18 protein-coding genes are annotated in these 24,851 nt (G+C 63.9%); 6 read left to right on the top strand and 12 right to left on the bottom strand.

Annotated elements, in window-relative coordinates; genetic code table 11:
* The first annotated feature begins 139 nt into the window (after positions 1-139).
* Complete coding sequence (locus AC5PZ0_RS13620; protein WP_493855182.1) at positions 140-1,399, top strand: carbohydrate porin; 1,260 nt, start codon at positions 140-142, stop codon at positions 1,397-1,399.
* 144 nt (positions 1,400-1,543) lie between these two features.
* Here AC5PZ0_RS13620 and argE read toward each other — a convergent pair whose 3' ends face one another.
* Both argE and AC5PZ0_RS13630 read right to left on the bottom strand, forming a co-directional pair.
* Complete coding sequence (argE, locus tag AC5PZ0_RS13625; RefSeq protein WP_027593578.1) at positions 1,544-2,704, bottom strand: acetylornithine deacetylase; 1,161 nt, start codon at positions 2,702-2,704, stop codon at positions 1,544-1,546.
* On the bottom strand, positions 2,697-3,374 hold the full coding sequence (locus AC5PZ0_RS13630; protein ID WP_493855183.1) for a DUF1028 domain-containing protein: 678 nt from the start codon (positions 3,372-3,374) through the stop codon (positions 2,697-2,699). Before AC5PZ0_RS13630 ends, argE begins: the two co-directional genes overlap by 8 nt.
* Before the next feature lie 304 nt (positions 3,375-3,678).
* Between AC5PZ0_RS13630 and AC5PZ0_RS13635 the strand changes: the two genes are divergently transcribed.
* Positions 3,679-4,998 (top strand): flavin-containing monooxygenase, encoded by a 1,320-nt coding sequence (locus AC5PZ0_RS13635; protein WP_099454405.1) that lies wholly within the window; start codon positions 3,679-3,681, stop codon positions 4,996-4,998.
* Positions 4,998-5,414, top strand: coding sequence for a RidA family protein (locus tag AC5PZ0_RS13640; protein ID WP_027593581.1), 417 nt, complete (start codon positions 4,998-5,000; stop codon positions 5,412-5,414). Before AC5PZ0_RS13635 ends, AC5PZ0_RS13640 begins: the two co-directional genes overlap by 1 nt.
* Here AC5PZ0_RS13640 and AC5PZ0_RS13645 read toward each other — a convergent pair.
* From AC5PZ0_RS13645 to AC5PZ0_RS13660, 4 genes are read right to left on the bottom strand one after another with little or no spacing between them, the layout of a single operon-like run.
* Positions 5,405-6,211 carry a sugar phosphate isomerase/epimerase family protein gene (locus AC5PZ0_RS13645; protein WP_493855184.1) on the bottom strand — a complete coding sequence of 269 codons (807 nt, stop codon included), beginning with the start codon at positions 6,209-6,211 and terminating at the stop codon, positions 5,405-5,407. The two genes, AC5PZ0_RS13640 and AC5PZ0_RS13645, sit on opposite strands and share 10 nt — an antisense overlap.
* Positions 6,208-6,948, bottom strand: a complete 741-nt coding sequence (locus AC5PZ0_RS13650; protein ID WP_099429100.1) for an SDR family NAD(P)-dependent oxidoreductase — start codon at positions 6,946-6,948, stop codon at positions 6,208-6,210. Before AC5PZ0_RS13650 ends, AC5PZ0_RS13645 begins: the two co-directional genes overlap by 4 nt.
* Complete coding sequence (locus AC5PZ0_RS13655) at positions 6,945-8,294, bottom strand: MFS transporter (RefSeq protein ID WP_085274278.1); 1,350 nt, start codon at positions 8,292-8,294, stop codon at positions 6,945-6,947. The genes AC5PZ0_RS13650 and AC5PZ0_RS13655 overlap by 4 nt, the downstream gene beginning before the upstream one ends.
* Positions 8,295-8,336: 42 nt before the next feature.
* Positions 8,337-9,164, bottom strand: a complete 828-nt coding sequence (locus AC5PZ0_RS13660) for an amidohydrolase family protein (protein WP_027593585.1) — start codon at positions 9,162-9,164, stop codon at positions 8,337-8,339.
* Positions 9,165-9,311: 147 nt separating this feature from the next.
* Between AC5PZ0_RS13660 and AC5PZ0_RS13665 the strand changes: the two genes are divergently transcribed.
* Positions 9,312-10,265: a LysR family transcriptional regulator gene (locus AC5PZ0_RS13665; protein WP_493855185.1), complete on the top strand. Its 954-nt coding sequence runs from the start codon at positions 9,312-9,314 to the stop codon at positions 10,263-10,265.
* 134 nt (positions 10,266-10,399) lie between these two features.
* Here the strand turns inward: AC5PZ0_RS13665 and pgm are convergent, their stop codons facing one another.
* Positions 10,400-12,037: a phosphoglucomutase (alpha-D-glucose-1,6-bisphosphate-dependent) gene (gene pgm / locus AC5PZ0_RS13670; RefSeq protein ID WP_339549684.1), complete on the bottom strand. Its 1,638-nt coding sequence runs from the start codon at positions 12,035-12,037 to the stop codon at positions 10,400-10,402.
* A 148-nt stretch (positions 12,038-12,185) separates the two neighbouring features.
* Here pgm and AC5PZ0_RS13675 point away from each other — a divergent pair, with 148 nt between their 5' ends.
* Both AC5PZ0_RS13675 and AC5PZ0_RS13680 read left to right on the top strand, forming a co-directional pair.
* On the top strand, positions 12,186-12,833 hold the full coding sequence (locus AC5PZ0_RS13675) for a DUF1345 domain-containing protein (RefSeq protein ID WP_252823774.1): 648 nt from the start codon (positions 12,186-12,188) through the stop codon (positions 12,831-12,833).
* Positions 12,834-13,085: 252 nt separating this feature from the next.
* Positions 13,086-13,346: a DUF1652 domain-containing protein gene (locus tag AC5PZ0_RS13680; RefSeq protein ID WP_027593589.1), complete on the top strand. Its 261-nt coding sequence runs from the start codon at positions 13,086-13,088 to the stop codon at positions 13,344-13,346.
* Here the strand turns inward: AC5PZ0_RS13680 and AC5PZ0_RS13685 are convergent.
* The 5 genes from AC5PZ0_RS13685 to AC5PZ0_RS13705 all read right to left on the bottom strand — a co-directional run bounded on the left by AC5PZ0_RS13685 (position 13,343) and on the right by AC5PZ0_RS13705 (position 24,850).
* Positions 13,343-15,430: a putative bifunctional diguanylate cyclase/phosphodiesterase gene (locus AC5PZ0_RS13685; RefSeq protein WP_493855186.1), complete on the bottom strand. Its 2,088-nt coding sequence runs from the start codon at positions 15,428-15,430 to the stop codon at positions 13,343-13,345. The two genes, AC5PZ0_RS13680 and AC5PZ0_RS13685, sit on opposite strands and share 4 nt — an antisense overlap.
* A gap of 465 nt (positions 15,431-15,895) precedes the next feature.
* Positions 15,896-17,383: an efflux transporter outer membrane subunit gene (locus tag AC5PZ0_RS13690; RefSeq protein ID WP_027593591.1), complete on the bottom strand. Its 1,488-nt coding sequence runs from the start codon at positions 17,381-17,383 to the stop codon at positions 15,896-15,898.
* Positions 17,380-20,487, bottom strand: coding sequence for an efflux RND transporter permease subunit (locus tag AC5PZ0_RS13695; RefSeq protein WP_493855187.1), 3,108 nt, complete (start codon positions 20,485-20,487; stop codon positions 17,380-17,382). The genes AC5PZ0_RS13690 and AC5PZ0_RS13695 overlap by 4 nt, the downstream gene beginning before the upstream one ends.
* Positions 20,484-23,582 carry an MdtB/MuxB family multidrug efflux RND transporter permease subunit gene (locus AC5PZ0_RS13700; RefSeq protein ID WP_274886925.1) on the bottom strand — a complete coding sequence of 1,033 codons (3,099 nt, stop codon included), beginning with the start codon at positions 23,580-23,582 and terminating at the stop codon, positions 20,484-20,486. Before AC5PZ0_RS13700 ends, AC5PZ0_RS13695 begins: the two co-directional genes overlap by 4 nt.
* Complete coding sequence (locus AC5PZ0_RS13705) at positions 23,579-24,850, bottom strand: MdtA/MuxA family multidrug efflux RND transporter periplasmic adaptor subunit (RefSeq protein WP_493855188.1); 1,272 nt, start codon at positions 24,848-24,850, stop codon at positions 23,579-23,581. The genes AC5PZ0_RS13700 and AC5PZ0_RS13705 overlap by 4 nt, the downstream gene beginning before the upstream one ends.
* Position 24,851 lies beyond the last annotated feature (1 nt).

Here is a 24,851-nt window from a genome sequence, read left to right on the forward strand (position 1 = left end):
ATCGAGTCGCTCCTTTCGCGGGCAAGCCCGCTCCCACAGGGTCCGCTTGCAGCCCGAGACGCTGCAATGCCTGTGGGAGCGGGCTTGCCCGCGAAGAGGCCCTCAACAACGCCAAGATTCCCCAGGAAAGAACCTCGCAATGCGCTACACACCCACTGCCCTGCTATTGGCCCTGGCCAGCACCACCGCCCTCGCCGACGGCGACCTGATGACCCGCAACACCCTGACCGGTGACTGGGGCGGCCTGCGCCATCAGCTGGAAGAAGACGGCGTCAAGTTCACCGGCGACTACAGCGGTGAAACCGCCTACAACGCCCACGGTGGCCTGCACCGTTCGGCCCGCTACTCGCAGAACCTCAAGCTGGGCGTGCAGTTCGACCTGTCGAAACTGTACGGCCTGGAAAACGGCGGCAAGGTGCAGTTGACCATCAACGACCGTCGCGGCAACAGCGCCTCGGAAGACCTGGTGGGCAACCGCTTGCCGATCCAGGAAAACTACGGTGGCCTGTACACCCGCCTGACTGAACTGAGCTACGAGCGCACCCTGTTCACCCCGGCCTTGAACGTCAAGCTCGGCTACATGGCCATGGGCAACGACCTCGGCGGCTTGGACAGTGGCATCCTGTGCAACTTCATGAACGCCGGCTTCTGTGGCCACCCACTGAACATGTCGGGCGGCAGCGGCTGGACCAACTACCCCAACGCCCACCTGGGCGTGCGGGTGAAATACGACCTGTCGCCGTCCTGGCAGCTGCGTGTCGCGGCCTTCAACGTCGACCCCGAGAGCAACGGCAATTCCAGCCGTGCCTGGCACCTGGGGCCCAAGCACACCACAGGTACCGTGGTACCGGTTGAGCTGGTGTACAAACTGCAAGGCGAACTGCCAGGTGAGTACAAGCTGGGCTACTACTACGACAGCTCTGATGTGAAACGCATCGGCAGCGACAAGGAAGTGTCCGGCCGCGGCGGCCATTACCTGCTGGTCGACCAGGCCGTGTGGAGTGATCCAAGCTCGCCAGGCCGCAGCCTGCACGCCTTTGGCCAATACTCGGCATCGAGCGAGGCCGCTTCGCCGTTCACCAAGTGGTATGGCACCGGCGTTGTGCTGTACAAGCCGTTCGAAGGCCGCCCGCGCGATACCCTGTCGCTGGGCTATGGCCGTGCCGTGCCGAACCCGCGCAGCCGCGATGTGCTGGAAGACGCTGCGTTCAACGCAGGGCAACAGTTCCCGAACATCGACAGCGCCGAGCAGTTGATTGAACTGAGCTACGGCTACCAGGCCACGCCATGGCTGAACCTGCGCCCGGATGTGCAGTACATCATCGAGCCGGGTGCGTTCTCCGGCAAGCATATCGACAATGCGCTGGTAGTGGGCCTCCAGGTCAAGGCGACGTTCTGATTCATTACGGCATTGCCCGCATCCTGTGAGCAGCCTTGTGCTGCGAAGAGGCCCGTGACAGCACAGTGAATTTTCTCTGCTGTCACGGGCCTCTTCGCAGCACAAGGCTGCTCCTACCAGGAATGCATAACCGGTAAAAAAGACTCAACCTTCGCGCAGGTAATCCACCAGCCGCAGCAGCATCTCATCGCACCCCTGCAACTGCTCGACACTGACAAACTCGTCCGGTTTGTGCCCCTGCTCCATGCTCCCGGGCCCGCAGACCACCGTCGGGATCCCGGCCTGGTCGAACAAGCCGCCTTCAGTACCAAACGCGACCGTGCCGAACGCCGCTGAACCACTGAGCAAGGCGACCAAACGTGCTGCTTCGCTGTCAGCCGGCGTGGCCAGCCCCGGGTAAGCACTCAGCGCCTCAAGGCGAATATCGGCGCCCTGATTGACGGCGCGCATGCGCGGCAGCAACTCAGCCTCGGCGTAGCCCTGCAACTGGTCAGCCACTCCCTGAGCATCGAACCCCGGCAATGCCCGCACCTCGAAGTCGAATTCGCATTCCTCGGGCACGATGTTCAACGCCCTGCCACCTTTGATCACGCCGGTCTGTACCGTGGAAAACGGCGGATCGAAACGCGTGTCATGGTGCTCAGGCTGCGCCAAACCATCACCGATCTCGCCCAGCTTGCCGATCAATCGCGCGGCGTACTCGATGGCGTTCACCCCATAAGGCGCATAAGCCGAGTGGCAGGCAGCACCGTGCACCTGGCAACGCATTGCCAGCTTACCCTTGTGCCCCAGCACTGGCTTGAGCTCGGTCGGCTCGCCGATCAGGCACAACCGCGGCTTGTGTGGGCGCTGCGCAAGCGCCGCAAGCATCGAGCGTACCCCCAGGCAACCCACTTCTTCGTCATAGGAGAACGCCAGGTGCAGCGGAATACGCAAAGGCTGCGCGAGAAACGCGGGGACCGCTGCCAGGACAGAGGCGATGAAGCCCTTCATGTCCGCAGTACCCCGCCCATACAGGCGCCCCTCCCGCTCACTCAAGGCAAACGGCTCGACCGTCCAGGCCTGGCCGTCAACCGGCACCACATCGGTGTGCCCCGAAAGCACTACACCGCCAACGTCCTGCGGGCCGAGGGTGGCAAACAGGTTGGCCTTGGTGCCCTCGGCGTTATGGAACAACTCGCATTCCACGCCGAGGTCCGCCAGGTAGTCACGGATGAAACCGATCAGCGCGAGGTTGGAATCGCGGCTGACCGTGGCAAAACCGATCAGCCGGGCAAGCAACGCGCGGCTGGTGCGCTCATTCATTGCCCGGCACTCCGTAGCTTGGCGCGGCGGTCGGGTCGAGGGCGCGGGTCACGTAGTCTTGCATCTGCGGGCGATAGGCTTGCCACAGGCCATCGAGCTGGCCAATCGGGTCTTTATCGGCCCAGTCGACGCGCAGGTCCACCAGCGGCCAGGTCAGCTCGCCGGCAATCTTCAGCGCTGCGGAATGCACCGGCCCTGCCTCACCCCCGGCCGCCATCGCCGCCTGCATGGCCGCCAACAGGCGATCGGCCAGGTACCCGCCGGCCTGTTCAAACGCGTGCACCATGGCCTCGATCACCTGCTTGGACGCCAGCAAGTTACCCGCAGCAGCGCACTGCTCGCCGGCCACGGCATTGTGCACCCCAAGCGCCTGCTTGCCGGTGAACAACGCGACCTGGCCCTGGCTGTCGATCACGGTGACCTGGCGGTATTCGCTCCAGCCATTGGCGTTCAGCACCCTGTCTAGTGCAGCTGCCGGCGGCAACTGGCCCTGCTCCAGCACATCGAGCAACTGCGGCCCCAATGCCGGCAAGGTGATGTTCTGCGTTGCGACCGCCCCCACACCTGCGCGCACCCAGGGGCAACGCGCCCCGACCGCGATGCTCGACGAGCTGATGGCGATACCGACTTGGCCGGTTTCCTGGCAACGACCGATGATGGAGAAAGTCATGTGATGGTTCCTGTTGTTCTGTCCGATGCAGGGCATTCTGGGTGGAATCCTCCAGCGCGCGAAACCACCTTTTTCCGAGGGCTTGAAGAGGAAAAAACTAAGGCCGCCCGCACCACCCCGAACGGCATGAAAATCTGCCTCAAGCCCCCCCTGCAAGCCCTATGAATCAAGGCCTTCGCCGTTTTATCGGCAAGCCCTAGCTAAATACTATTTTCGCCATTTGCGCAGCGTCCCTAGTCTGGCCCCAGGCAACGGCGGTCCTCCAAACCGACCTGACAAAAACCGCCTGATAAAGGGCTCGGACATGACTTTGAACAACCTCGAAATCGACACCCTCGTCGTCGGCGCCGGCCAAGCCGGCGTGGCCATGAGCGAACACCTGAACAAGCTCGGCGTGCCGCACCTGGTGCTGGAGCGCAAGCGCATCGCCGAAGCCTGGCGTACGGGCCGCTGGGACTCGCTGGTCGCCAACGGCCCGGTCTGGCACGACCGCTTCCCTGGGCTGGAATTCAACCTCGACGCCGATGCCTTCGCTGGCAAGGACCAGGTTGCCGACTACTTCGAACAGTACGTGCGCAAGTACAACCTGCCGGTGCGCACCGGCATCGAGGTGAAGAAGGTGGTGCGCAACAGCGATCGCCCAGGCTTCACCATCGAAACCAACGAGGGCGTGATCCGCGCCAACCGCGTGGTTGCTGCCACTGGCCCGTTCCAGCGCCCGGTGATCCCGGCCATTGCGCCAAAGGACGAGCGCCTGCACCAGATCCACTCCGCCGCCTACTACAACCCCGAGCAGCTGCCCGCCGGCGCCGTGCTGGTGGTGGGCGCCGGTTCTTCGGGCGTGCAGATTGCCGAAGAACTGATGCGCGCCGGGCGCCAGGTCTACTTGTCGGTCGGTGCGCATGACCGCCCGCCGCGGGCCTACCGCAACCGCGACTTCTGCTGGTGGCTGGGTGTGCTGGGCGAGTGGGACGCAGAAATCGCCAAGCCTGGCCGCGAGCACGTGACCATTGCTGTCAGCGGCGCACGCGGCGGCCACACCGTGGACTTCCGCGCCCTCGCCCACCAAGGCATGACCCTGGTCGGCCTGACCCAATCGTTCGCCGATGGCATTGCCACCTTCCAGGACAACCTGGCAGACAACATCCGCCGTGGCGACGAAAACTACCTGGCCCTGCTCGACGCCGCCGATGCCTACATCGAACGCAACGGCCTGGACTTGCCTGAAGAGCCGGAGGCGCGCAAGCAACTGCCCGACCCTGAGTGCCTGAGCAACCCGCTGCACACACTCGACCTGGCCCAGGCCGGCGTCAGCACCATCATCTGGGCCACCGGCTACGGCGTGGACTTCAGCTGGTTGCAGGTCGACACCTTCGACGCCAACGGCAAGCCACAACACCAACGCGGTGTTGCCCGCGAACCCGGTGTGTACTTCCTCGGCCTGCCCTGGCTGTCACGCCGCGGCTCGTCGTTCATCTGGGGCGTGTGGCACGACGCCAAGCACGTCGCCGGGCACATCGCCACGCAACGGACCTACCTGGCCTACCGCGACAGCGAGCAACGTGCCGCGGATGAGCAACAACAACCCACGATCAGCAACGTCAGCACCCTCGGAGCCCACTGATGCCAACCCATACCCGTATCCGCATGTTCAACACCAAGGTCACCTACCCTAATCAGACCCTGGACAACGACCTGTGCCAGGCGGTGCGCGCCGGCAACACCATCTACGTACGCGGCCAGGTGGGTACTGACTTCGAAGGGCGCCTGGTAGGCCTGGGCGACCCTCGGGCACAAGCCGAACAGGCGATGAAAAACGTCAAGCAACTGCTTGAGGAGGCCGGCTCGGACCTGTCGCACATCGTCAAGACCACCACCTACATCACCGACCCGCGCTTCCGCGAGCCGGTGTACAAGGAAGTCGGCAAATGGCTCAAAGGCGTGTTCCCGATCTCCACCGGGCTGGTGGTGGCGGGCCTGGCCCAGGCCGAGTGGTTGATGGAAATCGATGTCATCGCCGTGGTGCCGGATCAGGCCTGACCTGCCGGCACCCCGCTCAGCCAGGCCTGCGTGACTCGCGCAGCTGCCCTTAGCCGCTCTGCCCCGTGCAAATGGGCAGACGGCACCTCGACGCTGAGGCTGACGTCGCGGGGCAAGGCTGCGAGCAACTGCGCCAACGGCAGTTGCCCGTGGCCAGGCAACTGCCTGCCCTCCCGCGCTTCCTGGATGATGCCGCTGTCGGGTGGTGCCTGCAGTGGGGCATCGCACAACTGCACGGCGCGCAAGTAACGCGGGTCGATTCCGGCAAGGTCCGCTACCGCTGCGCCAGCACGAAACAAGTGCAGGGCATCGACCAGCACGCTGCTGTTTTCCTGCCCCGCCCCTGCCACCACGGTATAGGCCTGGTGCACGTTCGCCACCGGCCGCCAGCGCATGAATTCAAGGTCCACGCGCACGCCATAACCCCCTGCCAGCTCGCACAAGGCCGCGAAGTGCCCGGTCAGCCGCGCGACATCGGCATCATCGCCCGACACCGTCAGGCTGACCGCCCCCAGCTCCGCACCTGCCGCCAGCAAAGGCTCGTAATCGGCGACCACCACCTCGGGCGTCAATGACACGAACTCGATATCAGCGACCCGTACGCCCTCACCCGCCATCACCGCCTTGAGCTCACGCAGCGCCAGGCTGCCCGCCGTTACCGGGTAGGCCAGCGCACCCGGCATCACCGGATGCAGGCGCAGCCCCACCGCGCTGAAGCCGGCACGGCTCGCCTCGCGCACCAGCACGGCTGGCGCCAAGTCCAGTGCCGTCAGGTGAGCGACGCCCAGACCCCTCAATAGGTCGCCCTCCCGCCACTGAGGTCGAACACGAAGCCGGTGGTGAAACTGCACTCTGGCCCGGCGATCCAGCTCACCATGTTGGCGATTTCCTCGACCTTCAGGAAGCGCCCCATGGGGATCTTGGCCTTGCTCGCTGCGATGTGCTCCGGGGTCATTTCGGCCATCAGCGGCGTTTCGACCATCGCCGGCGCCACGCAGTTGAGCAGCACGCCATCCTGCGCCAGCTCCTTGGCTGCGGCCTTGGTGAAGGCGATCACGCCTGCTTTGGCCGCCGAGTACGCCGAGATGTACTGCACGCCATCCTTGCCCGCCATCGAGGCGACGTTGACGATGCGTCCGTAGCCGCGCTCGCGCATGTGCGGGATGGCGGTGCGGCAGCAATAGAACACCCCGTTCAGGTCAATGGCGATGACCTTGTCCCAGGCCGCTGGCGGGTATTCCCAGGCGGGTACCACTGGGCCATTGATACCGGCGTTGTTGACCAGGATCTCGACCTGCCCGACGTGTGCAAGCACGTCGGTAAATGCCGCTTCCACCGACGCCAGCGATGAAACATCGACAGACTGGCGCAGCACCGGCTCAAAGCCGTTTTCGGCTGTGTCCCAGCCATCGACCGCCAAGTCCCAGATCACCACGTGGGCACCTGCGGCGTGCAGCCGCTGTGCAATCCCCAGGCCGATGCCACGCATGCCGCCGGTGACGATTGCAGTCTGCCCTTGCAGGTATTGGCTCATTGCTTTGCTCCATTTTCGAGGTTAGGGATGTCTGGCAGACGACGCAGGTCGCTCACCATGAACAGGTAACACAGGGCACCGAGGACGGTGATCGACGACACGAAGGCCAAGGCCCAGACGAACGACCCGGTCATCGAAACGATGATGCCGATGGTCAACGGGGTGACGATGCCCGCCGCGTTGGCGAACAGGTTGAACAGGCCACCGCTCAAGCCCAGCAAGCCCTTTGGCGCGATGTCGGAAACGATCATCCAAGCCAGCGCCGACATGCCTTGGGCGAAGTAGGCGATGCAGAGAATGGCGATTACCAGCGCGTCGGACTCGACATAGTTGGCCAGCACGATCACCGACGCGGTGAGCAGGCCGGCAATCACTGGCAGCTTGCGCGCCACGTTCAAGGAGTAGCCGCGGCGCAGCAAGGCATCGGACAACCAGCCACCGACCAGGGTGCCCAGCGAGGCGGCGATGAACGGTAGCACCGCGACCCAGCCAACCTTCAGCCACGGCATGTGCCGCTCGGTGACCAGGTAGGTCGGGAACCAGGTCAGGAAGAACACGTTGGTCGAGTTGCAGGCAAACTGCCCCAGGCAGATGCCCAGCATGTTGCGGTGCTTGAGCAGAGCCGGGATCTGCGACCAGCGGAATACCGTGGCTTTCTGGCCACCGTCGACCACGCCACCGCCCGCTGCGATGTAGTCGAGTTCGGCTTTGTTCGCCGTGGTGGACTGGTGCGGTTCATGGTACTTGCGCCACCAGACCAGGCCATAAAGGATGCCCATCAGCCCGACCGCCATCAGCAGAAAACGCCAGCCGTAGGCGTGCAGTACCCAGAACAGCAGCGGCGTAAGAAACGCCAGCCCCGTGTACTCGGCAAAGGTGTAGATGCCAGTCGCCCTGGCCCGCTCACTCTGTGGGAACCAGGTCGCCACCACGCGGCTGTTGGTGGGGAAGCACGGCGCTTCGGTCACCCCCACCAGAAAACGCATGCCCAACAGCGACAGAAAGCCCTGAGCCAACCCTTGCAGGCCGGTGAACAGCGACCACAGCGTCAAGGCCAGCCAGTACGTGAACTTGGTGCCCAGCCGGTCGATGAGGATCCCGCCGGGGATCTGGGCCGCCGCGTAGGTCCAGGAAAACGCCGAGAAGATCACGCCCATCATCGCGGCGTTAAGGCCCAGGTCGGCACTGATGCTAGGCGCCGCTATGCCCATCACGCTGCGGTCGAGGTAGTTGATCATCGTGCCGCCGGAGATCAGCGCCAGGATCATGAAGCGGGTGCGGGTACGTTGTTGCAGGCGTGCAGGCGTGTCGAACGCCCCCACACCGAGGTTCTGTTCAGTGTTCATGACGGTTGCTCTCTTGTTATTGGAATGGCAAAGGGCGGTGCGCTAGGCAAACCCGAACAGACGTCGCGGCGTGTCCCACATGACGGTGCGGCGCAGTTGCGCATCTGGCATCAGTTGCTCGGCCAGTTTCAGCAGCGGCCCGTAGTCCACCCGCGAGCGCTGGCGAATGAACGGCCAATCGGAGCCCCACACGCAGGCCTGTGGGCCAAACGCTTCGAGCAGGGCATGAACGTAGGCACTGCTCTGCGCCTGCAGCGCATCGGCCGAGGCGAACTTCTGCATGCCGGACAGCTTGACGCTGGCCCGGCCGCTCGCGGCCAACCGCAGCAAGGCCTGGAAACCCGGTTGGTGAATACCGGCGCTCACCTCCGGGCGGCCGCAATGGTCGATCAACACGCGCGCCGACGTGCGCTCAAGCAGCCCGCGCAGCGCCAGCAACTGGTCTTCGCACACCTGAATCTGCGCAAACAGGTCGAGCTCGGCGAGCTTGCCGAACAACCCGTCGGCTGCATCCAGGCTCGCCACACCGTACAACGCCGGGTTGAAGGCCACCCCGACCACCCCTTGCGCCTGCAACGTAGCCAGCGCATCCAGGGTGATGTCAGGGCTAACCACCGCCACCCCCTTGAAACGCCCCTGCCCAGTGGCGAGCGCGCTCAGCAGGCAGCTATTGTCGGTGTGGTAGCCACTGTTCGGCCCCACCAGCAAGGCATGCTGCACGCCATAGGCGTCCATCACCCGGTTGAATTGCTCAAGGGTGGCGACCTCCTGCCCGGACGGGGCGTAAGGCGCGTCGGGGTGGTAGGGAAAGCGCGCGGGATCAAACAAATGGTTATGGCAATCGATCTTGGGTTCATCGAAGATGTTCACGCAACACTCCCGTCAAGCGCCGCTGCGCTTGCCTGCAGATCTTGTTATTGTGCGCCGCGAAGGCGACTCGGCAGGCTTCAAGATACTGCGTGCCCGGCGTCTGCGCTCATACCCAGATGGCGAAGACCATAACCAAAGGTAATGCTTATGCCCCTCGACCATGACGGCCCGGAAGCCCGCAACCTGGTGTTCAAACTGCGGCACATGGAAGTGTTTCGTGCGGTGATGTTGACGGGCTCGATCAGCGCGGCGGCGAAGATGCTCTACGTGTCGCAGCCGGCCGTGAGCAAATTGATCCAGTACATCGAGGGGCGGCTGGCATACCGCTTGTTCGAGCGCATCAACAACCGCCTGGTGCCGACCCACGAAGCGCAGATTCTGTACCGCGAAGTCGAGCGGGTATATCAGGCCGCGCTGGAGGTCAATGAATGTGCGTTGTCACTGGGCAGTGGCGGCCACCGTAACCTGCGCATCTCGTGCAGCGCCTCGCTGTCGACCGTGGTCATCCCGATTGCGCTGGCCCAACTCAAGCGTGAGTCACCCTCGCTGAACATCGAGTGGCAGACCTCGTTGATGGGTGAAATGCCGAACCAGATCCTGTCGAAGAAGGTCGACCTGTCGATTGCCGCCTTGCCGGTGATCCACGATCACCTGCATTCACGCGCGTTCATGCGCGGGCGCATGGTGGTGGTGATGCCGCCGGAGCATGCCTTGGCGCGGCATCCGTCACTGGCGCTGGAGCAACTGCAAGGCCATGCCCTGCTGCTGTTCAGGCCCGACATGCCGTTCGGCAAATTGCTGGCCGAACACATCCACCAGCGCGGGCTGCAGTTGGAGTCGCTGTTGTCGTTCACCAATGCCAACGAAGCTGTGGCCTTGGTCAAGCAAGGCATGGGCATTACCCTGATCGACGAATTTGTGGCACAGGACAGCGGCTTGACGGTGGTCCCCCTGGCCGACGAAATCCACTTCGACATCAGTTTCGTCTATTCGCGCTTCGAGCCACCTTCGCACTCGGCGCTGCACCTGATGCAGGTGCTGCATGCGCAGGCCCTGAAGCTGGGGCGGGGGATCGAGGGGTTCGCGTTGCCAACCCCTTGATGAACCGGGGCCGCCCGGCACCCCATCGCCGGCAAGCCGGCTCCCACAGGTAACTGCGCAGGCTCAGACCTTGCGAAGACCCTGTGGGAGCCGGCTTGCCGGCGATGGGCTGCAAGGCAGCCCCTTGAGTACAATCAGGCGATCGCCGCGTCCACCAACACCTGCGCTTCCTGCACCAGGCGCTGCAGGTGCGCCTCGTCGATAAAGCTTTCGGCGTAGATCTTGTAGATGTCCTCGGTGCCCGACGGCCGTGCGGCAAACCAGCCGTTGGCGGTCATCACTTTCAACCCGCCAATCGCCTGGCCGTTACCCGGCGCATGGCTGAGGATCTGCACGATTGGCTCACCAGCAAGCTCAGTCGATTTGACCTGCTCAGGTGCCAGCTTGCTCAACAACGCCTTCTGCCGGGCATCCGCCTTGGCCTCGACGCGCGTGGCGTACGGCTTGCCCAGTGCTGCGGTCAGGTCGGCATAAGCCTGGCTCGGGTTGCGACCGGTGCGTGCGGTCATCTCGGCGGCCAGCAAGGCCGGGATCAAACCGTCCTTGTCAGTGGCCCAGACCGACCCATCGCGCCGCAGGAACGAAGCCCCCGCGCTCTCCTCGCCACCAAAGCCCAACGACCCGTCGAACAGGCCCTGGGCGAAGAACTTGAAGCCCACCGGCACTTCGAACAATTTACGGCCCAGGCGCTCGGTAACGCGGTCGATCAGGCCACTGGACACCACGGTCTTGCCCACGGCTGCGTCGCTGCGCCATTGCGGGCGGTGGCGGAACAGGTAGTCGATGGCCACGGCCAGGTAGTTGTTCGGCTGCAGCAGGCCATCCGGGGTGACGATGCCGTGGCGGTCGTGGTCCGGGTCGCAGGCAAAGGCCACGTCAAAGCGCTCGCGCAGGCCGATGAGGCCCTGCATGGCGTAGGGCGAGGATGGGTCCATGCGGATCTGGCCGTCCCAGTCGACGGTCATGAAGCGGAAGGTCGGGTCGACCTCGCTGTTGACCACTTCCAGGTTCAGCTTGTAATGCTTGGCAATCGCCGACCAGTAGTTAACCCCGGCGCCGCCCAGCGGGTCGACGCCCAGGCGCAGGTTGGCGCTGCGAATCACGTCGAAGTCGATGACATTGCCCAGGTCTGCCACGTAGTGGCTCACGTAGTCGTGGCGGTGCGTGGTGGCAGCCTGCAGTGCCTGGGCATGGTCCATGCGTTTGACGCCAGCCAGGTTCGCAGCCAGCAGCTCGTTGGCCTTGGCCTCGACCCACTTGGTCACGTCGCTGTCGGCTGGGCCGCCATTGGGCGGGTTGTACTTGAAGCCACCGCTTTGCGGCGGGTTGTGCGACGGCGTGATGACGATGCCATCGGCCAGGCCCTGCTCGCGGCCACGGTTGTAGCACAGGATGGCGTGGGATACCGCTGGGGTCGGCGTGTACTCGTCGTCTTTGGACAGCATCACCTGCACGCCATTGGCCGCCAGCACTTCCAGGGCACTGGCCGTGGCCGGTGCCGACAGCGCATGGGTGTCGGCACCAATGAACAGCGGGCCATCGATGCCCTTCTCCTGGCGGTACAGGCAGATGGCCTGGGTAATGGCCAGTACGTGGTACTCGTTGAAACTCAGCTCCAGCGAGGTGCCTCGGTGCCCCGAGGTGCCGAAGGCCACCCGTTGGGCCACCACGCCAGCATCGGGGCGGCCGGTGTAGTAAGCGGTGAGCAGTCGGGGGATATCGACCAGCACGCTGGCCGGAGCCGGCTTGCCTGCCAAAGGACTGAGCGTCATGCAGAAACCTCGAGTTCAACGAATGTTGGTGTTGGAACGTGCAGTGTACTGAGAGTTGCAACGCCGCGCGACGGGCGACGCGATGAAAGCCGCCAGCACCTGGCGATGGTCTAGAGTATTAGCCACCACTCCCCGGCAACGAGGCCCCATGGCTTTCCACCGCCTGACACGTACCCACCCTCGCCTCACGTTCGCCACCCTGGTCGGCATTATCGGCGCCTGGCTGATCCCTGCCGGTGACACGGTCCAGCACATTCTGGTCGGCTGGAACCTCGGCGTCTGGCTCTACCTGCTGCTGGTCCTGTGGCTTACCTGGAGCGCCAACCCGGAAAAGGTCCGCAAAGTTGCCCAGGTCGAGGATGAGAACGCCGGCCTGGTCCTGCTCACCGTCTGCATCGCTGCCATCGCCAGCCTGGCCGCGATCACCTTGCAACTGGTCTCCAGCCGCGGCCTGCAAGGCAGCGCCCTGGCCCTGCACTACCTGTACACCGGATTGACCGTGGCCGGCTCCTGGCTGTTGATCGGCTGCATCTTCAGCCTGCACTACGCCCGGCTGTTCTATACCGGCCAGAACCATGAGCCCCCGCTGCGCTTTGCCGATGGCGAGCGCAACCCGGATTACTGGGACTTTCACTACTTCTCGTTCACTATCAGTGTGGCGGTGCAAACGTCCGATGTCGGCGTCGCTGGCAGGGGGTTACGCCGGGTGGTGCTGGCACATTCAGTGGTAGGGTTCGTGTTCAACACCGCCATTCTGGGGTTCACCATCAACATTGCGGCCGGCCTGCTGGGGTAGCACGCACCGCTCGTCCGAAAACCCTGTGCGGTAAATGCGGCCGTGACCTGCGGCACCCCGCAAGGAAAACGTTTGCCAGGCGAGCTGCCGGTGGATGGCGGCCATAACAGCAATGTGACCTGGGTCAAACCTCCACGATTCCGGCGTATTCCCACCCTGGGCAATGGCGTGGCAGGTGCTATGGTTACATTCCCGGCGGCCGTGCACGCGGCCTCCCGCTCACCGCGTCCAGGTACGGACAAGGAGGCTGGCATGAACAAAATGACGTTCCCGAACGCCTGCCAGGTGATGCGCTGGCATTTCCACCCGCTCGGCTTCGAAGCCAGCATGGATGCACCGCGCAGCATGATCGCGCGCCTGTTCGACCGCGCCACCGGAGAAACCTTGCTGGCCATCGCAGGCATCCCCTGCGCTGCGATCATGGCCGCTGCGGATGTCGAGCGCATCATTGAAGCGGTCGAGGCTGAGATGGACGCCTTCGTACCCGTCTTCGCCCTGCGCGACGCAGGCTAGACTGCCACCTCAGGCGTCTCCCGCATGGCCTGCAATTTGCCCATGAATTGCTCGGCCGGCACCGGTTGCCCGAGCAGATAACCCTGCAGCGAATCGCACCCCAGGCGGGTGAGGAAGTCTTGCTGCTTGTCCGTCTCTACCCCTTCGGCAACGATGCGCAAGCCCAGCGCCTGGCCCAGTGCGACAATCGCCGAGACGATCGCGGCGTCATCGCTGTCCTGCTCCAGGTCACGCACAAACCCCCGGTCGATCTTCAGTTCGTTGGCCGGCAGTCGCTTCAGGTACATAAGGCTGGAATAGCCTGTGCCGAAGTCATCGATGGACAGGTCCACGCCCATGTCAGACAGGCGCTGCAGCACCGTCAGGCTGGCATCGGCATCATGCATGGCGGTGGTCTCGGTAATCTCCAGGGTCAGGCAGTTGGCCGGCAGGCCGTTTTCGCGCAGGGCCCGGGCCACGCTTTCGACCAGCCCCGCATGGCAAAACTGGATGGCCGACAGGTTGACTGCCATACGCCACCCCTGGTGGCCCTGGTCCAGCCACTGGCGCATCTGCCGGCAGGCTTCGTCGAGCACCCACTCGCCAATCGGGATGATCAGGCCGGTTTTTTCCGCCAGGCCAATAAAACGGTCAGGCAGCAGCAGGCCCTGCTGTGGGTGCTCCCAGCGCAGCAGCGCTTCGGCACCGATCGGCTGGCAGGCCTGGGCATCGAACTTGGGCTGGTAGTGCAGGCGGAACTGGCGCTGCTCCAGGGCTTGGCGCAGGTCCTGCAGCAACTGCAGTTGCTGCCGGGCATTGCTGTTCATCGACACGTCGAAGAAGCTGTAGCCGTTTTTACCGGCGCTTTTGGCGTGGTACATCGCGGCATCGGCATTGCGCAGCAACTCGTGCTGATCCTGGCCATTGCCGGGGTACAAGACGATCCCCAGGCTGGCCGTGAGCTGCAAATCATGCTCGGCGACGCGGAACGGCCGCGACACCAGGTTGACCTGCTTGACCGCCACATCCATGGCATCGTTGGGCTCCTGCAACTCCACCAGCAGCACGAACTCGTCGCCGCCAATGCGCGCCAGCGTGTCCTGGCTGTGCAAATGGCCGCGCAGGCGCGCCGCCACGGCCTTGAGCAGCAAGTCGCCGACGTGGTGACCAAAGGCATCGTTGACCGGTTTGAAGCCATCCAGGTCGATGAACATCAGCGCAAAACAACCGCCCTGCTCCGCCACCTTGGCGATGGCTTGCTCGATGCGGTCGGCCAACAAGGTGCGGTTGGGCAGGTCGGTGAGCGTGTCGTGCAGGGCCAGCTGGGTCAGTTCCTGGTTGGCCAGGGTCAGCGAACGGGCCAGTTCCGCCGTGCGCGCTTCGAGGCGTGCGTCCAGTACCGAGGTCAACAAAGCTACCGCCAGCACTGCCAGGGTGGTGATCAACACCAGGTAGACCAGCCCGTCGCCTTGCAGCCCACCGGCCAGCGCACCACAGAAACTGCCCTCGGGGAAATTGGCTGCGGCCATGCCGGTGTAGTGCATACCGACGATGGCCATCCCCATGATCACTGCTGCCAGGCCACGAATCTGCCGGACGTAAGGGGTGTGCTTGCGCAAGCGGAACGCGATCCACAACGCCGCTGCCGAGGCGCCCACGGCGATCATCAGCGAGGCGCCGAACAGCGTAGGGTCATAGTCGATGCCCGGCAGCATGCGCAGCGCGGCCATACCGGTGTAGTGCATGCAACTGATGCCCGCGCCCATGATCAACGCGCCAAAGCCCAGCTGCAGCCAGGGCAGGCTTGGCTGGCTTACCAGCCACAAGGCAAAGCCTGACGACAGCACCGCAATCAACAGCGAGAACGCAGTCAGGCCAAGGTCGTAGCCCAGGTCGATGGGCAGGCTGAACGCGAGCATGCCGATGAAGTGCATCGACCACACGCCGACCCCCATGGCCAACGCACCGCCCCCCATCCACAGGTGCACAGCCCTGCCCTTGGCCGTCGCGATACGGCCGGTCAGGTCAAGGGCGGTGTAGGACGCCAGGATCGCCACGCACAGCGAAATCAACACCAGCGAAGAGGAGTAGCTACCGGTCAGCATTGGGAGTTCCAGCGACGGGCCAGGGGGCCCGGAAAAAGCTGACGATTGTACTCAAGCTTTGGTGAAACGCACGGGGTTTTTGCGAATGGGAATGGATCCAAGTGCTGGGATGCCACGGCTGGGCATACGTACCTAGCGCTGCGAAGAGGCCCGTATGCCTGGTAGCGATGTATTAGCCGTTAGGGCCTCTTCGCAGCACAAGGCTGCTCCTACAAGGAAGGGCTAAACCCCTATGTTCAATGCGAAGTTCGTGATCCTCAAGGCCCGCACGTAAGACTCAGCGGCTGGCAAAATCCAGTCATGCGCACGTCTTTGTAGGAGCAGCCTTGTGCTTCGAAGAGGCCCGTATGCCTGGCAAAGATGTAGTAGCCGTAAGGGCCTCTTCGCAGCACAAGGCTGCTCCTACAGTGATCGAGGCATGAGTCCACGAAGTGGCGCCTAGAGCCCAGCATGAATGGCCGGCCATCACTCCTGTTCGGCAAACGCCTGCTCGGCATCCCAGCCGCCGCCCAGCGCGGCAATCAGTTGCACACTGGCCACCAACCGCCCCTGCAGCAGGTTCAGCACACTGCGCTCGTTGCTCAGCGCGGTGGTCTGCACGTTCACCACATCCAGGTAACCGATCAGCCCTGCACGGTACTGATTTTCAGTCAGGCGCAGCGACTCACGCGCCGCGTCCAGGGCCTCCTGGCGCACCACCGCTTCATCGCCGTACACCTTCAGCTGCACCAGGAAGTTCTCCACTTCCTTGAAGCCATCCAGCACGGTCTGGCGGTACTGCGCCACGGTCTGGTCGTACACCGCCACTGTGCGGTCCACCTCGGCGCTGCGCTTGCCCGCATCGAACAAGGTCATGGCCAGCGAAGGCCCTACCGACCAGTAACGGTTCGGCAGTTCGATCCAGTTGCTGAAGCTGCTGCTGGAATACCCGCCACTCATGCTCAGGCTCAGGTCGGGGAAGTAAGCGGCCCGCGATACGCCGATATTGGCATTGGCTGCCATCACATTGCGCTCGGCCGAGGCAATGTCCGGGCGGCGTTCGAGCAACTGCGAGGGCAACGTCACTGGAATTTGCGGCAGCGCCGGGATGGTCTTGCTGTCTGCCAGGGCAAAATTCGCCGGGGCCTTGCCCAGCAACACGGCAATGGCATTTTCGAACTGCGCACGCTGCCAGATCAGGTCGATCAGATCCGCCTGGGTGCTTTTCAGCTGCGTGCGCGCCTGCGCCACCGCATCCGGGCCAGACACTCCGGCGCGGTACTGGTTTTCAGTCATGCGCAGCGAGCGTTCGTAGGTGGCCACGGTCGCTTCCAACAGGCGCTTCTGCTCGTCGATCACACGCAACTGCAGGTAGTTCTGCACCAGCTCCGACTGCTGGCTCAGGCGGATCGAGGCAAGGTCAGCGAAGCTGGCTTCGGCACTGGCTTCGTTAGCGTTCAACGTCTCACGCAGCTTGCCCCACAGGTCGATCTCCCAGCTCACGCCGAGCTGGGTGTTATACGTATTGCGGATGCCGCTGCTGTTGTTCGACAGGCTGGAACTCGAGCTGCCAGTCCCCTGGGCAGAGCGGTTCTTGCTGGCGCTCAAGTCCAGGCTGGGGAACAGCGCGGCGCGGCTGCTGCGCACCAGGGCCTGGGCCTGACGGTACTGGGCCTCCGACTGCGCAACCGTCTGGTTGCTGCGGTTAAGCTCTTCGACCAGCGCATTGAGCCCGGCATCGCCGTAGACTTCCCACCAGGCGCCACGGGCGATCGCGTCCGAGGGCTTGGCCTGGGTCCAGCCCTCGGCCTGCTTGTACTGCGCCGGGGTGCTCAGCTCGGGGCGGTGGTAGTCCGGGCTCAAGGTACAGGCACTGAGCAGCGCCACGCACAAACTGGCGCCGAGCAGACGCGAGCCACGCCCCAGGGTCAATGACTGCAGGGCACGGTGAAGCGGTGTCTGGGCAAAATTCATAGCGGGGTTTCCAGAGCGGCGTCGGTGCGCACGCCGCGCCAATGGTTGAAACGGTGACGCAGGCGGTCGAGGTACAGGTAGACCACCGGCGTCGTATAAAGGGTGAGGATCTGGCTGAAGACCAGGCCGCCGATGATGGTCAAGCCCAAAGGCTGGCGCATTTCCGCCCCCTCGGCACGGCTCACCAGCAACGGCAAGGCGCCGAGGATGGCCGCCAGGGTGGTCATCAGGATCGGCCGCAGGCGCAGCAGGCAGGCGCGGCGGATCGATTCCTCCGGCGACAGGCCTTGTTGGCGCTCCAGCTGCAGGGCCAGGTCGATCATCAGGATCGCGTTCTTTTTCACCACGCCAATCAGCAAGAACAGGCCCAGCAGCGAGATCAGGCTGAACTCGCCTCCGGTGACGTAGAGCGCCAGCAAGGCACCGACGCCGGCCGACGGCAGGGTCGACAGAATGGTCAGCGGGTGAATGTAGCTTTCATACAGAATGCCCAGCACCAGGTACACCAGCACCAGCGCGCCCAGAATCATGAAGGGCTGGCCTTCCTGGGTCTTGGCAAAGGCGTCGGCGGTGCCACCGAGTTTGGCGATGACTTCCTCGGGCAGGCCAAGCTTGGCCACCGCCCGCTCCACTGCAGCCATGGCTTGGTCGGGGCTGTAGCCTTCGGCGACGTCGAAGGCGATGTCTTCGGAAGCGAACTGCCCTTCGTGGCTGACCCGGTCATTGGCCAAGCTGTTTTCGTAGTGGGCGATGGTCGACAACGGCACGCGGGCACCGTCGCTGGTGATCACCTGCACCTGTTCCAGCGTGCTCGGGTCCCAGGCGTATTTCGGGTTGATTTCCAGCACCACCTGGTACTGGTTGAGGCTGTCGTAGATGGTCGAGATCTGCCGCTGGCTGTAGGCGTTGTTGAGCACGGTGGTCACCATGTCCATGTCGATGCCCAGGCGCTTGGCCTGATCACGGTCGACCACCAGGGTAACCTGCGGAGTACCCGCGCCATCACGGGCGTCGATGGCGGTCAGTTCGGGCAATGCGCGCACCGCCGCGACCACTTTCGGGAACCACTCGCGAAGGGCCGTCAGGTCGCCACTCTGCAAGGTATAGAGGTACTGCGACGACGTCTGGTCACGCCCACCGCCACCCAACTGCAGGTCCTGGTCGGCCATCAGGAACAGCCGCCCGCCGGGCACCTTTGGCATCTCTTTGCGCATGCGCTCGATCACCTTCTGGGCATCCATCTTGCGCTCGCTGATCGGTTTCAGGCGCACAATCACCATCGCATTGTTGGTGCCACTGTTGCCGCCGATGAAGCCAGCAACGCTCTGTACCGCAGGGTCGGCCAGCAAGGCGCGGCGGTAGGTTTCCATCTTCGGCTGCATCACGCTGAACGACAGGCCATCGTCACCACGGATAAAGCCAATCAATTGGCCGGTGTCCTGCTGCGGCATCAGCGTCTTGGGCACCACCACATACAACGCGATGTTGATACCGATGGTGGCCAGCAGGCTTAGCAAGGTCAGGCGCTTGTGCCGTAGCACCCAGCCGAGGCTGCGGTCATAGCCGTTGACCATGCGCTGATGAACCTTGTCGCTCCAGCGCTGCAGGCGGCTCTGTTCGGCCTGGTGCGGTTTCAGCCAACGGGCGCAGAGCATCGGCGTGAGGGTCAGCGAGACCACCAGCGAGACAATGATTGCAGCCGCCAGGGTGATGGAAAACTCCTGGAACAGGCTACGTACGATACCCCCCATGAACAGAATGGAGACGAACACCGCCACCAACGAAACGTTCATCGACAGCAGCGTGAAGCCCACTTCCTTGGCACCGAGGAACGCCGCACGCATCGGCGGCTGGCCGTCCTCGATGTGCCGGGAGATGTTCTCCAGCACCACAATGGCGTCGTCCACCACCAGGCCCGTGGCCAGGATCAGCGCCATCAGCGACAGGTTGTTGAGGGAGAAACCGCACAAATACATGACTGCGAACGTGCCTACCAGCGACACCGGCACTGCCAGGCTGGGGATCAACGAGGCACGCAGGCTGCCGAGGAACAGGTAGACCACCAGAATTACCAGCCCCACCGCGATCAGCAGCGTGTGCTCGGCCTCCTTGAGGGTGGCCTTGATCACCAGCGAGCGGTCCATGGCCACGTTCAGCTGCACGCTGGCTGGCAACAACGACTGCAACGCCGGCAACTGCGACTTGATCTGGTCGACCGTCTGGATGATGTTGGCGCCGGTCTGCCGGTTGACCACCAGCAACACCGCGCTCTGGTCGTTGAAGAAGCCGCTGTTGTAGCGGTTTTCAACGCTGTCTGTGAGGGTGGCTACGTCGGACAGGCGCAGGATGGTGCCGTTCTGCTGGCGTATCACTACCGGCTCGTAGTCCTTCGCCGTTTCCAACTGGTCATTCGCCCGCACCTCCCAACTGCGTTCGGCATCCTCGACGAAGCCCATGGGCCGGCGCTGGTTGGCGTTGGACACGGCGGTACGCACCTCGTCCAGCGACAGGCCGTACTGGTTGAGCAACTGCGGCTCCACCGAGATGCGCACGGCGGGCAGCGAACTGCCGCCGATCTGCACCTCCCCTACCCCGGATACCTGGGCCAGGCTCTGGGACAGGATGGTGTCAGCCAAATCGTACAACTGGCCTTTCTTCAGCACGTCAGAGGTCAACGACAGCACCATGATCGGTGCCTGCGAGGGGTTGATCTTCTTGTACGTCGGCATGCTGCGCATGCCACTGGGCAGCAGGTTACGGGTGGCGTTGATCGCCGCCTGCACCTCACGCGCCGCACCGTCGATGTCACGGCCCATTTCGAAGCCGATGACCACCCGCGTCGAGCCCTGGTTAGAGCTACTGGTCAGCGTAGTGACGCCCGCGATACTGCCCAGCTTGCGTTCCAAAGGCGTGGCCACCGTGGCGGCCATCACCTCAGGGCTGGCGCCGGACAGGTTGGCCTGCACCACGATCACCGGGAAGTCCATCTGCGGCAGCGGCGCAACCGGCAACAGGCCGAAGCTGACGCCGCCCAGCAACATGATCGCCAGGCTCAGCAGCATCGTCGCCACCGGGCGACGAATAAACGGTCCGGACAGGTTCATGCCTCAGCCTGCTTGGCATCAGTGGCCGGGCGCCAGCGACGGGCCAGGCGGTCGAAGTACAGGTAGATGACCGGCGTGGTGAACAGTGTCAGCACCTGGCTGACCAGCAGCCCGCCTACCATCACCAGGCCCAGCGGCTGGCGCAGTTCGGCACCGGACCCGGTCGCCAGCATCAGCGGCACGGCGCCGAACAGCGCGGCCAACGTCGTCATCAGAATCGGCCGGAAACGCAGCAATGCGGCCTGGTAGATGGCGTCCTGCGGGCTCATGCCCTGGTTGCGCTCGGCTTCCAGGGCAAAGTCGATCATCATGATCGCGTTTTTCTTGACGATGCCGATCAGCAGGATGATGCCGATGATGGCGATCATCCCCAGGTCATTGCCACTGATGAGCAGCGCCAGCAAGGCCCCCACCGCCGCCGAGGGCAAGGTCGAAAGAATGGTCACCGGGTGGATGTAGCTCTCGTAGAGCACGCCCAGCACGATGTACATGGTCACCACCGCGGCGAGAATCAGCAGCAAGGTGCTCGACAGCGAGGCCTGGAAGGCTTCTGCAGCGCCCTGGAAGCGGGTCTGCACGCCGATCGGCATGCCGATGTCCTGCTGCACCTGTTCGATCACCTTGACCGCCTCGCCCAGCGACGCGCCATGGGCCAGGTTGAACGACATCATCACCGCCGGGAACTGGCCGATGTGCGAGATCGCCAACTGCGTCTGGCGCTGCTCGATACGGGCCAACGCCGACAGCCGCACCTGGCCGCCATCGGTGGCCTTGACGTGGATCGACTCCAGGGCCTGCGGGCCGATGCTGGCGGCGGCTTGCGACTGCAGCACCACGCGGTACTGGCTGGCCTGGGTGTAGATGGTCGAGATCTGCCGCTGGCCAAAGGCGTCGTACAAGGCGTTGGTGATCTGCGAAACCGAGATGCCCAAGCGGCTGGCCATGTCGCGGTCGATCACCAGGTACACCTGCAGGCCCTTGTCCTGCAGGTCGCTGGCCACATCGGCAAGCTCTGGGCGCTGTTGCAGCGCCTGCACCAGCTTGCCGCTCCACTGCGCCAGCAGGTCGGCGTCAGGTGACGACAGGCTGAACTGGTACTGAGTGCGGCTGACCCGGTCCTCGATACTCAAGTCCTGCACCGGTTGCATGAACAGGCGGATACCCACCAGCTTGTCGAGCTGCGGCTGCAGGCGGCTGATGACCTCGCCAGCGGTCACATCCCGCTCGCCGTGCGGCTTGAGGTTGATCAGCAGGCGCCCGCTGTTGAGCGTGGCATTGTCGCCATCCACGCCGATGTAGGACGACAGGCTCTGCACCGCCGGGTCCTGCAGGATCACCTTGCTCAGCGACTGCTGGCGTTCGCTCATGGCGGCGAACGAAGTCGACTGTGGCGCCTCGGAAATACCCTGGATGACGCCGGTATCCTGCACCGGGAAGAAGCCCTTGGGCACGGCGATGTACAGGACCACGGTGAGCCCCAGGCTGGCCACGGCCACCAGCAGGGTCAGCGGCTGGTGTTTGAGCACCCACTGCAGGCCACGGCCGTAGTGTTCGATGAGCCAGTCGATCCAGGCGCCGCTGGCGCGGTAGAAACGGCCCTGCTCTTCTTCCTTGGGCTCACGTTTGAGCAACCGCGCGCACATCATGGGCGTGAGGGTCAACGACACGACCAGGGAAATCAGAATCGCCACCGCCAGGGTGATGGCGAACTCGCGGAACAGGCGGCCGACCACGTCGGCCATGAACAGCAGCGGAATCAGAACCGCGATCAGCGAGAAAGTCAGCGATATGAGGGTGAAGCCAATCTGCCGGGCGCCCTTGAGCGCGGCCTGCATCGGCGTTTCGCCTTCTTCGATGTGGCGGGAGATGTTCTCCAGCATGACGATGGCGTCATCCACCACGAAGCCGGTGGCGATGGTCAGGGCCATCAGGGTCAGGTTATTGACCGAGAACCCGGCCAGGTACATCACGCCAAAGGTGCCGATCAACGACAGCGGTACGGCGATCGAGGGGATGATGGTGGCGCTGAAACGGCGCAGGAACACAAAGGTGACCATGACCACCAGGACGATGGCGATCAGCAGCTCGTGCTGCACGTCCTTGACCGCGGCGCGGATGGTCTGGGTGCGGTCGGTCAGTACCGACACGTCCAGGCCGGCAGGCAGGTTGTCGGTGATCGAGGGGAGCAGTTCCTTGATCCGGTCGACCACCTCGATGACGTTGGCGCCCGGCTGGCGCTGGATATTCAGCAACACCGCCTGGTTTTCGTTGGCCCAGGCCGCGAGGCGCTCGTTTTCCGCACCATCGACGATCTCGGCGACGTCCTTCAGGCGCAGCGGCGCACCGTTGTTATAGGACAGGATCAGGTTGGCGTATTCCGCGGGGGAACGCAGTTGATCGTTGGCATCAAGCATCGACACCCGGGTCGGGCCATCGAAGTTGCCCTTGGGCTGGTTGACGTTGGACGCCCCGATCAGCGTCCGCACGTCCTCCAGGTTGAGGCCGTTGGCGGCCAACGCATCGACGTTGACCTTGATACGTACCGCCTGGCGCTGGCCGCCAGCGATGCTGACCATGCCCACGCCACTGATCTGGGCAAGCTTCTGGGCCACGCGGGTGTCGACCAGGTCGTTGAGCTTGGGCAGCGGCATGGTCTTGGAGGAGATGGCCAGGGTCAGCACCGGCGTGTCGGCCGGGTTGACCTTGTTGTAGACCGGTGGCGCCGGCAAGTCGCTGGGCAGCAAGTTGCTGGCAGCGTTGATCGCGGCCTGCACCTGTTGCTCGGCAACATCCATGTTCATGTCGAGGCTGAAACGCAACGTCAGCACCGACGCCCCGCCGGAGCTGGTCGAGGCCATCTGGGTCAGCCCCGGCATCTGCCCGAACTGGCGTTCCAGCGGCGCGGTGACCGCACTGGTCATGACTTGCGGGCTGGCCCCTGGGTACAGGGTCATGACCCGGATGGTCGGGTAGTCGACCTGCGGCAGCGCCGAGACCGGCAGCAGCTTGTAGGCAATCAGGCCGGCCAGGACGATGGCCAGCATGCTCAGCGTGGTGGCGACCGGGCGCAGGATGAACAGGCGCGAGAGGTTCATGCGCCCGCCTTGCCTGCTTCACCGGCTTGGGCCGAGCCCTTGGCGTCCTGGCCCTGCAGGTGCTGGCCCGGGGTGGTTGGCACCTGCGAGCTGTCTTCGACCACCTCTACCTTGGTGCCTTCACGCAGGCGATCGGTGCCTTCCAGCACCAGGCGATCGCCGGCAGCCAGGCCTTCAACGATCACGCTGTTCTCGCCATCGCTGGCGCCAACCTTGAGCTTGCGGATATTGACGGTGTTCTGGGCGTTGACCACATAGGCAAAGGTGCCATCGTTGCCAAACTGGATAGCCGCGGCCGGGGCCAGCACCACCTGTTTGAGGGTGTCGGCCAACAGGCGCACATTGACGAACTGGTTGGGGAACAGCACCAGGTCCTTGTTCTCGAAGCGGCCCTTGAACTTGAGGGTGCCGGTGGTGGTGTCGATCTGGTTGTCGATACTGCCCAGTACCCCGGTGGACTGCAGCTTGCTGTCGCTTCGGTCCCACGCCTCGACCGGCAGGCTGGCGCCGCTGCGGTAGCGCTCCAGCACGGTGCTCAATTCGGTTTCTGGCAGGGTGAACGCGACGTTGATTGGCTCGGTTTGGGTGATGACCACCAGCGCGGTAGCGTCGTTGGCAGCCACCAGGTTGCCCAGGTCGAGCTGGCGCAGGCCTACCCGGCCATAGATCGGCGAGCGGATCTGGGTGAAATCGAGGTTCAGGCGCGCATCGCTGACCTGTGCCTGATTGGTCTTGACCAGGCCCTGGAATTGCGCGACCTGGGCTTCTGCGGTGTCGAGGGTCTGCTTGGCGATGCTGTCCTCGGCATACAGGCCTTTATAGCGCGCCAGGTCGACCTGGGCGTTTTTCAGCTGTGCCTGGTTCTGCGCCAGGGTGCCTTCGGCCTGCTGCAAGGCGATGCGGTAGCTGCGAGGGTCGATCTCGGCCAGCAGTTCACCAGCCTTGACCTGTTGGCCTTCCTTGAAGTGGATCTTGACCAGCTCACCGGCCACACGGCTGCGCACATTGACGGTGTTGGTCGCAGTGACCGTACCCAGCGCCTTGTAGTACAACGGGAAATCGCCCACCCGAACCGGCTCGACACGCACCGGCACCGGGTCGCTGGAAGCCCCGAAACCTGGGCGTCCGCCTTTGCCCATGCGCCCGCTGCTGGCTTCTTTATGTGCAGGCGATGCGGGCCACAGCCACCAGGCCAGCAAGGCCACCAGCAGCAGGATCAGCAGGCCGACGAGCCAGCGACGGGGGGAACGGGAATTAGACGCTTGCATG

It is taken from the genome of Pseudomonas sp. 5.2 (assembly GCF_059025405.1).

Bases quoted from the DNA above. Each gene is read 5' to 3' on its own strand.
- AC5PZ0_RS13620 (WP_493855182.1), top strand. From the start codon at position 140: ATGCGCTACACACCCACTGCCCTGCTATTGGCCCTGGCCAGCACCACC.
- argE (WP_027593578.1), bottom strand. From the start codon at position 2,704: ATGAATGAGCGCACCAGCCGCGCGTTGCTTGCCCGGCTGATCGGTTTT.
- AC5PZ0_RS13630 (WP_493855183.1), bottom strand. From the start codon at position 3,374: ATGACTTTCTCCATCATCGGTCGTTGCCAGGAAACCGGCCAAGTCGGT.
- AC5PZ0_RS13635 (WP_099454405.1), top strand. From the start codon at position 3,679: ATGACTTTGAACAACCTCGAAATCGACACCCTCGTCGTCGGCGCCGGC.
- AC5PZ0_RS13640 (WP_027593581.1), top strand. From the start codon at position 4,998: ATGCCAACCCATACCCGTATCCGCATGTTCAACACCAAGGTCACCTAC.
- AC5PZ0_RS13650 (WP_099429100.1), bottom strand. From the start codon at position 6,948: ATGAGCCAATACCTGCAAGGGCAGACTGCAATCGTCACCGGCGGCATG.
- AC5PZ0_RS13655 (WP_085274278.1), bottom strand. From the start codon at position 8,294: ATGAACACTGAACAGAACCTCGGTGTGGGGGCGTTCGACACGCCTGCA.
- AC5PZ0_RS13665 (WP_493855185.1), top strand. From the start codon at position 9,312: ATGCCCCTCGACCATGACGGCCCGGAAGCCCGCAACCTGGTGTTCAAA.
- pgm (WP_339549684.1), bottom strand. From the start codon at position 12,037: ATGACGCTCAGTCCTTTGGCAGGCAAGCCGGCTCCGGCCAGCGTGCTG.
- AC5PZ0_RS13675 (WP_252823774.1), top strand. From the start codon at position 12,186: ATGGCTTTCCACCGCCTGACACGTACCCACCCTCGCCTCACGTTCGCC.
- AC5PZ0_RS13680 (WP_027593589.1), top strand. From the start codon at position 13,086: ATGAACAAAATGACGTTCCCGAACGCCTGCCAGGTGATGCGCTGGCAT.
- AC5PZ0_RS13685 (WP_493855186.1), bottom strand. From the start codon at position 15,430: ATGCTGACCGGTAGCTACTCCTCTTCGCTGGTGTTGATTTCGCTGTGC.
- AC5PZ0_RS13690 (WP_027593591.1), bottom strand. From the start codon at position 17,383: ATGAATTTTGCCCAGACACCGCTTCACCGTGCCCTGCAGTCATTGACC.
- AC5PZ0_RS13695 (WP_493855187.1), bottom strand. From the start codon at position 20,487: ATGAACCTGTCCGGACCGTTTATTCGTCGCCCGGTGGCGACGATGCTG.
- AC5PZ0_RS13700 (WP_274886925.1), bottom strand. From the start codon at position 23,582: ATGAACCTCTCGCGCCTGTTCATCCTGCGCCCGGTCGCCACCACGCTG.
- AC5PZ0_RS13705 (WP_493855188.1), bottom strand. From the start codon at position 24,850: ATGCAAGCGTCTAATTCCCGTTCCCCCCGTCGCTGGCTCGTCGGCCTG.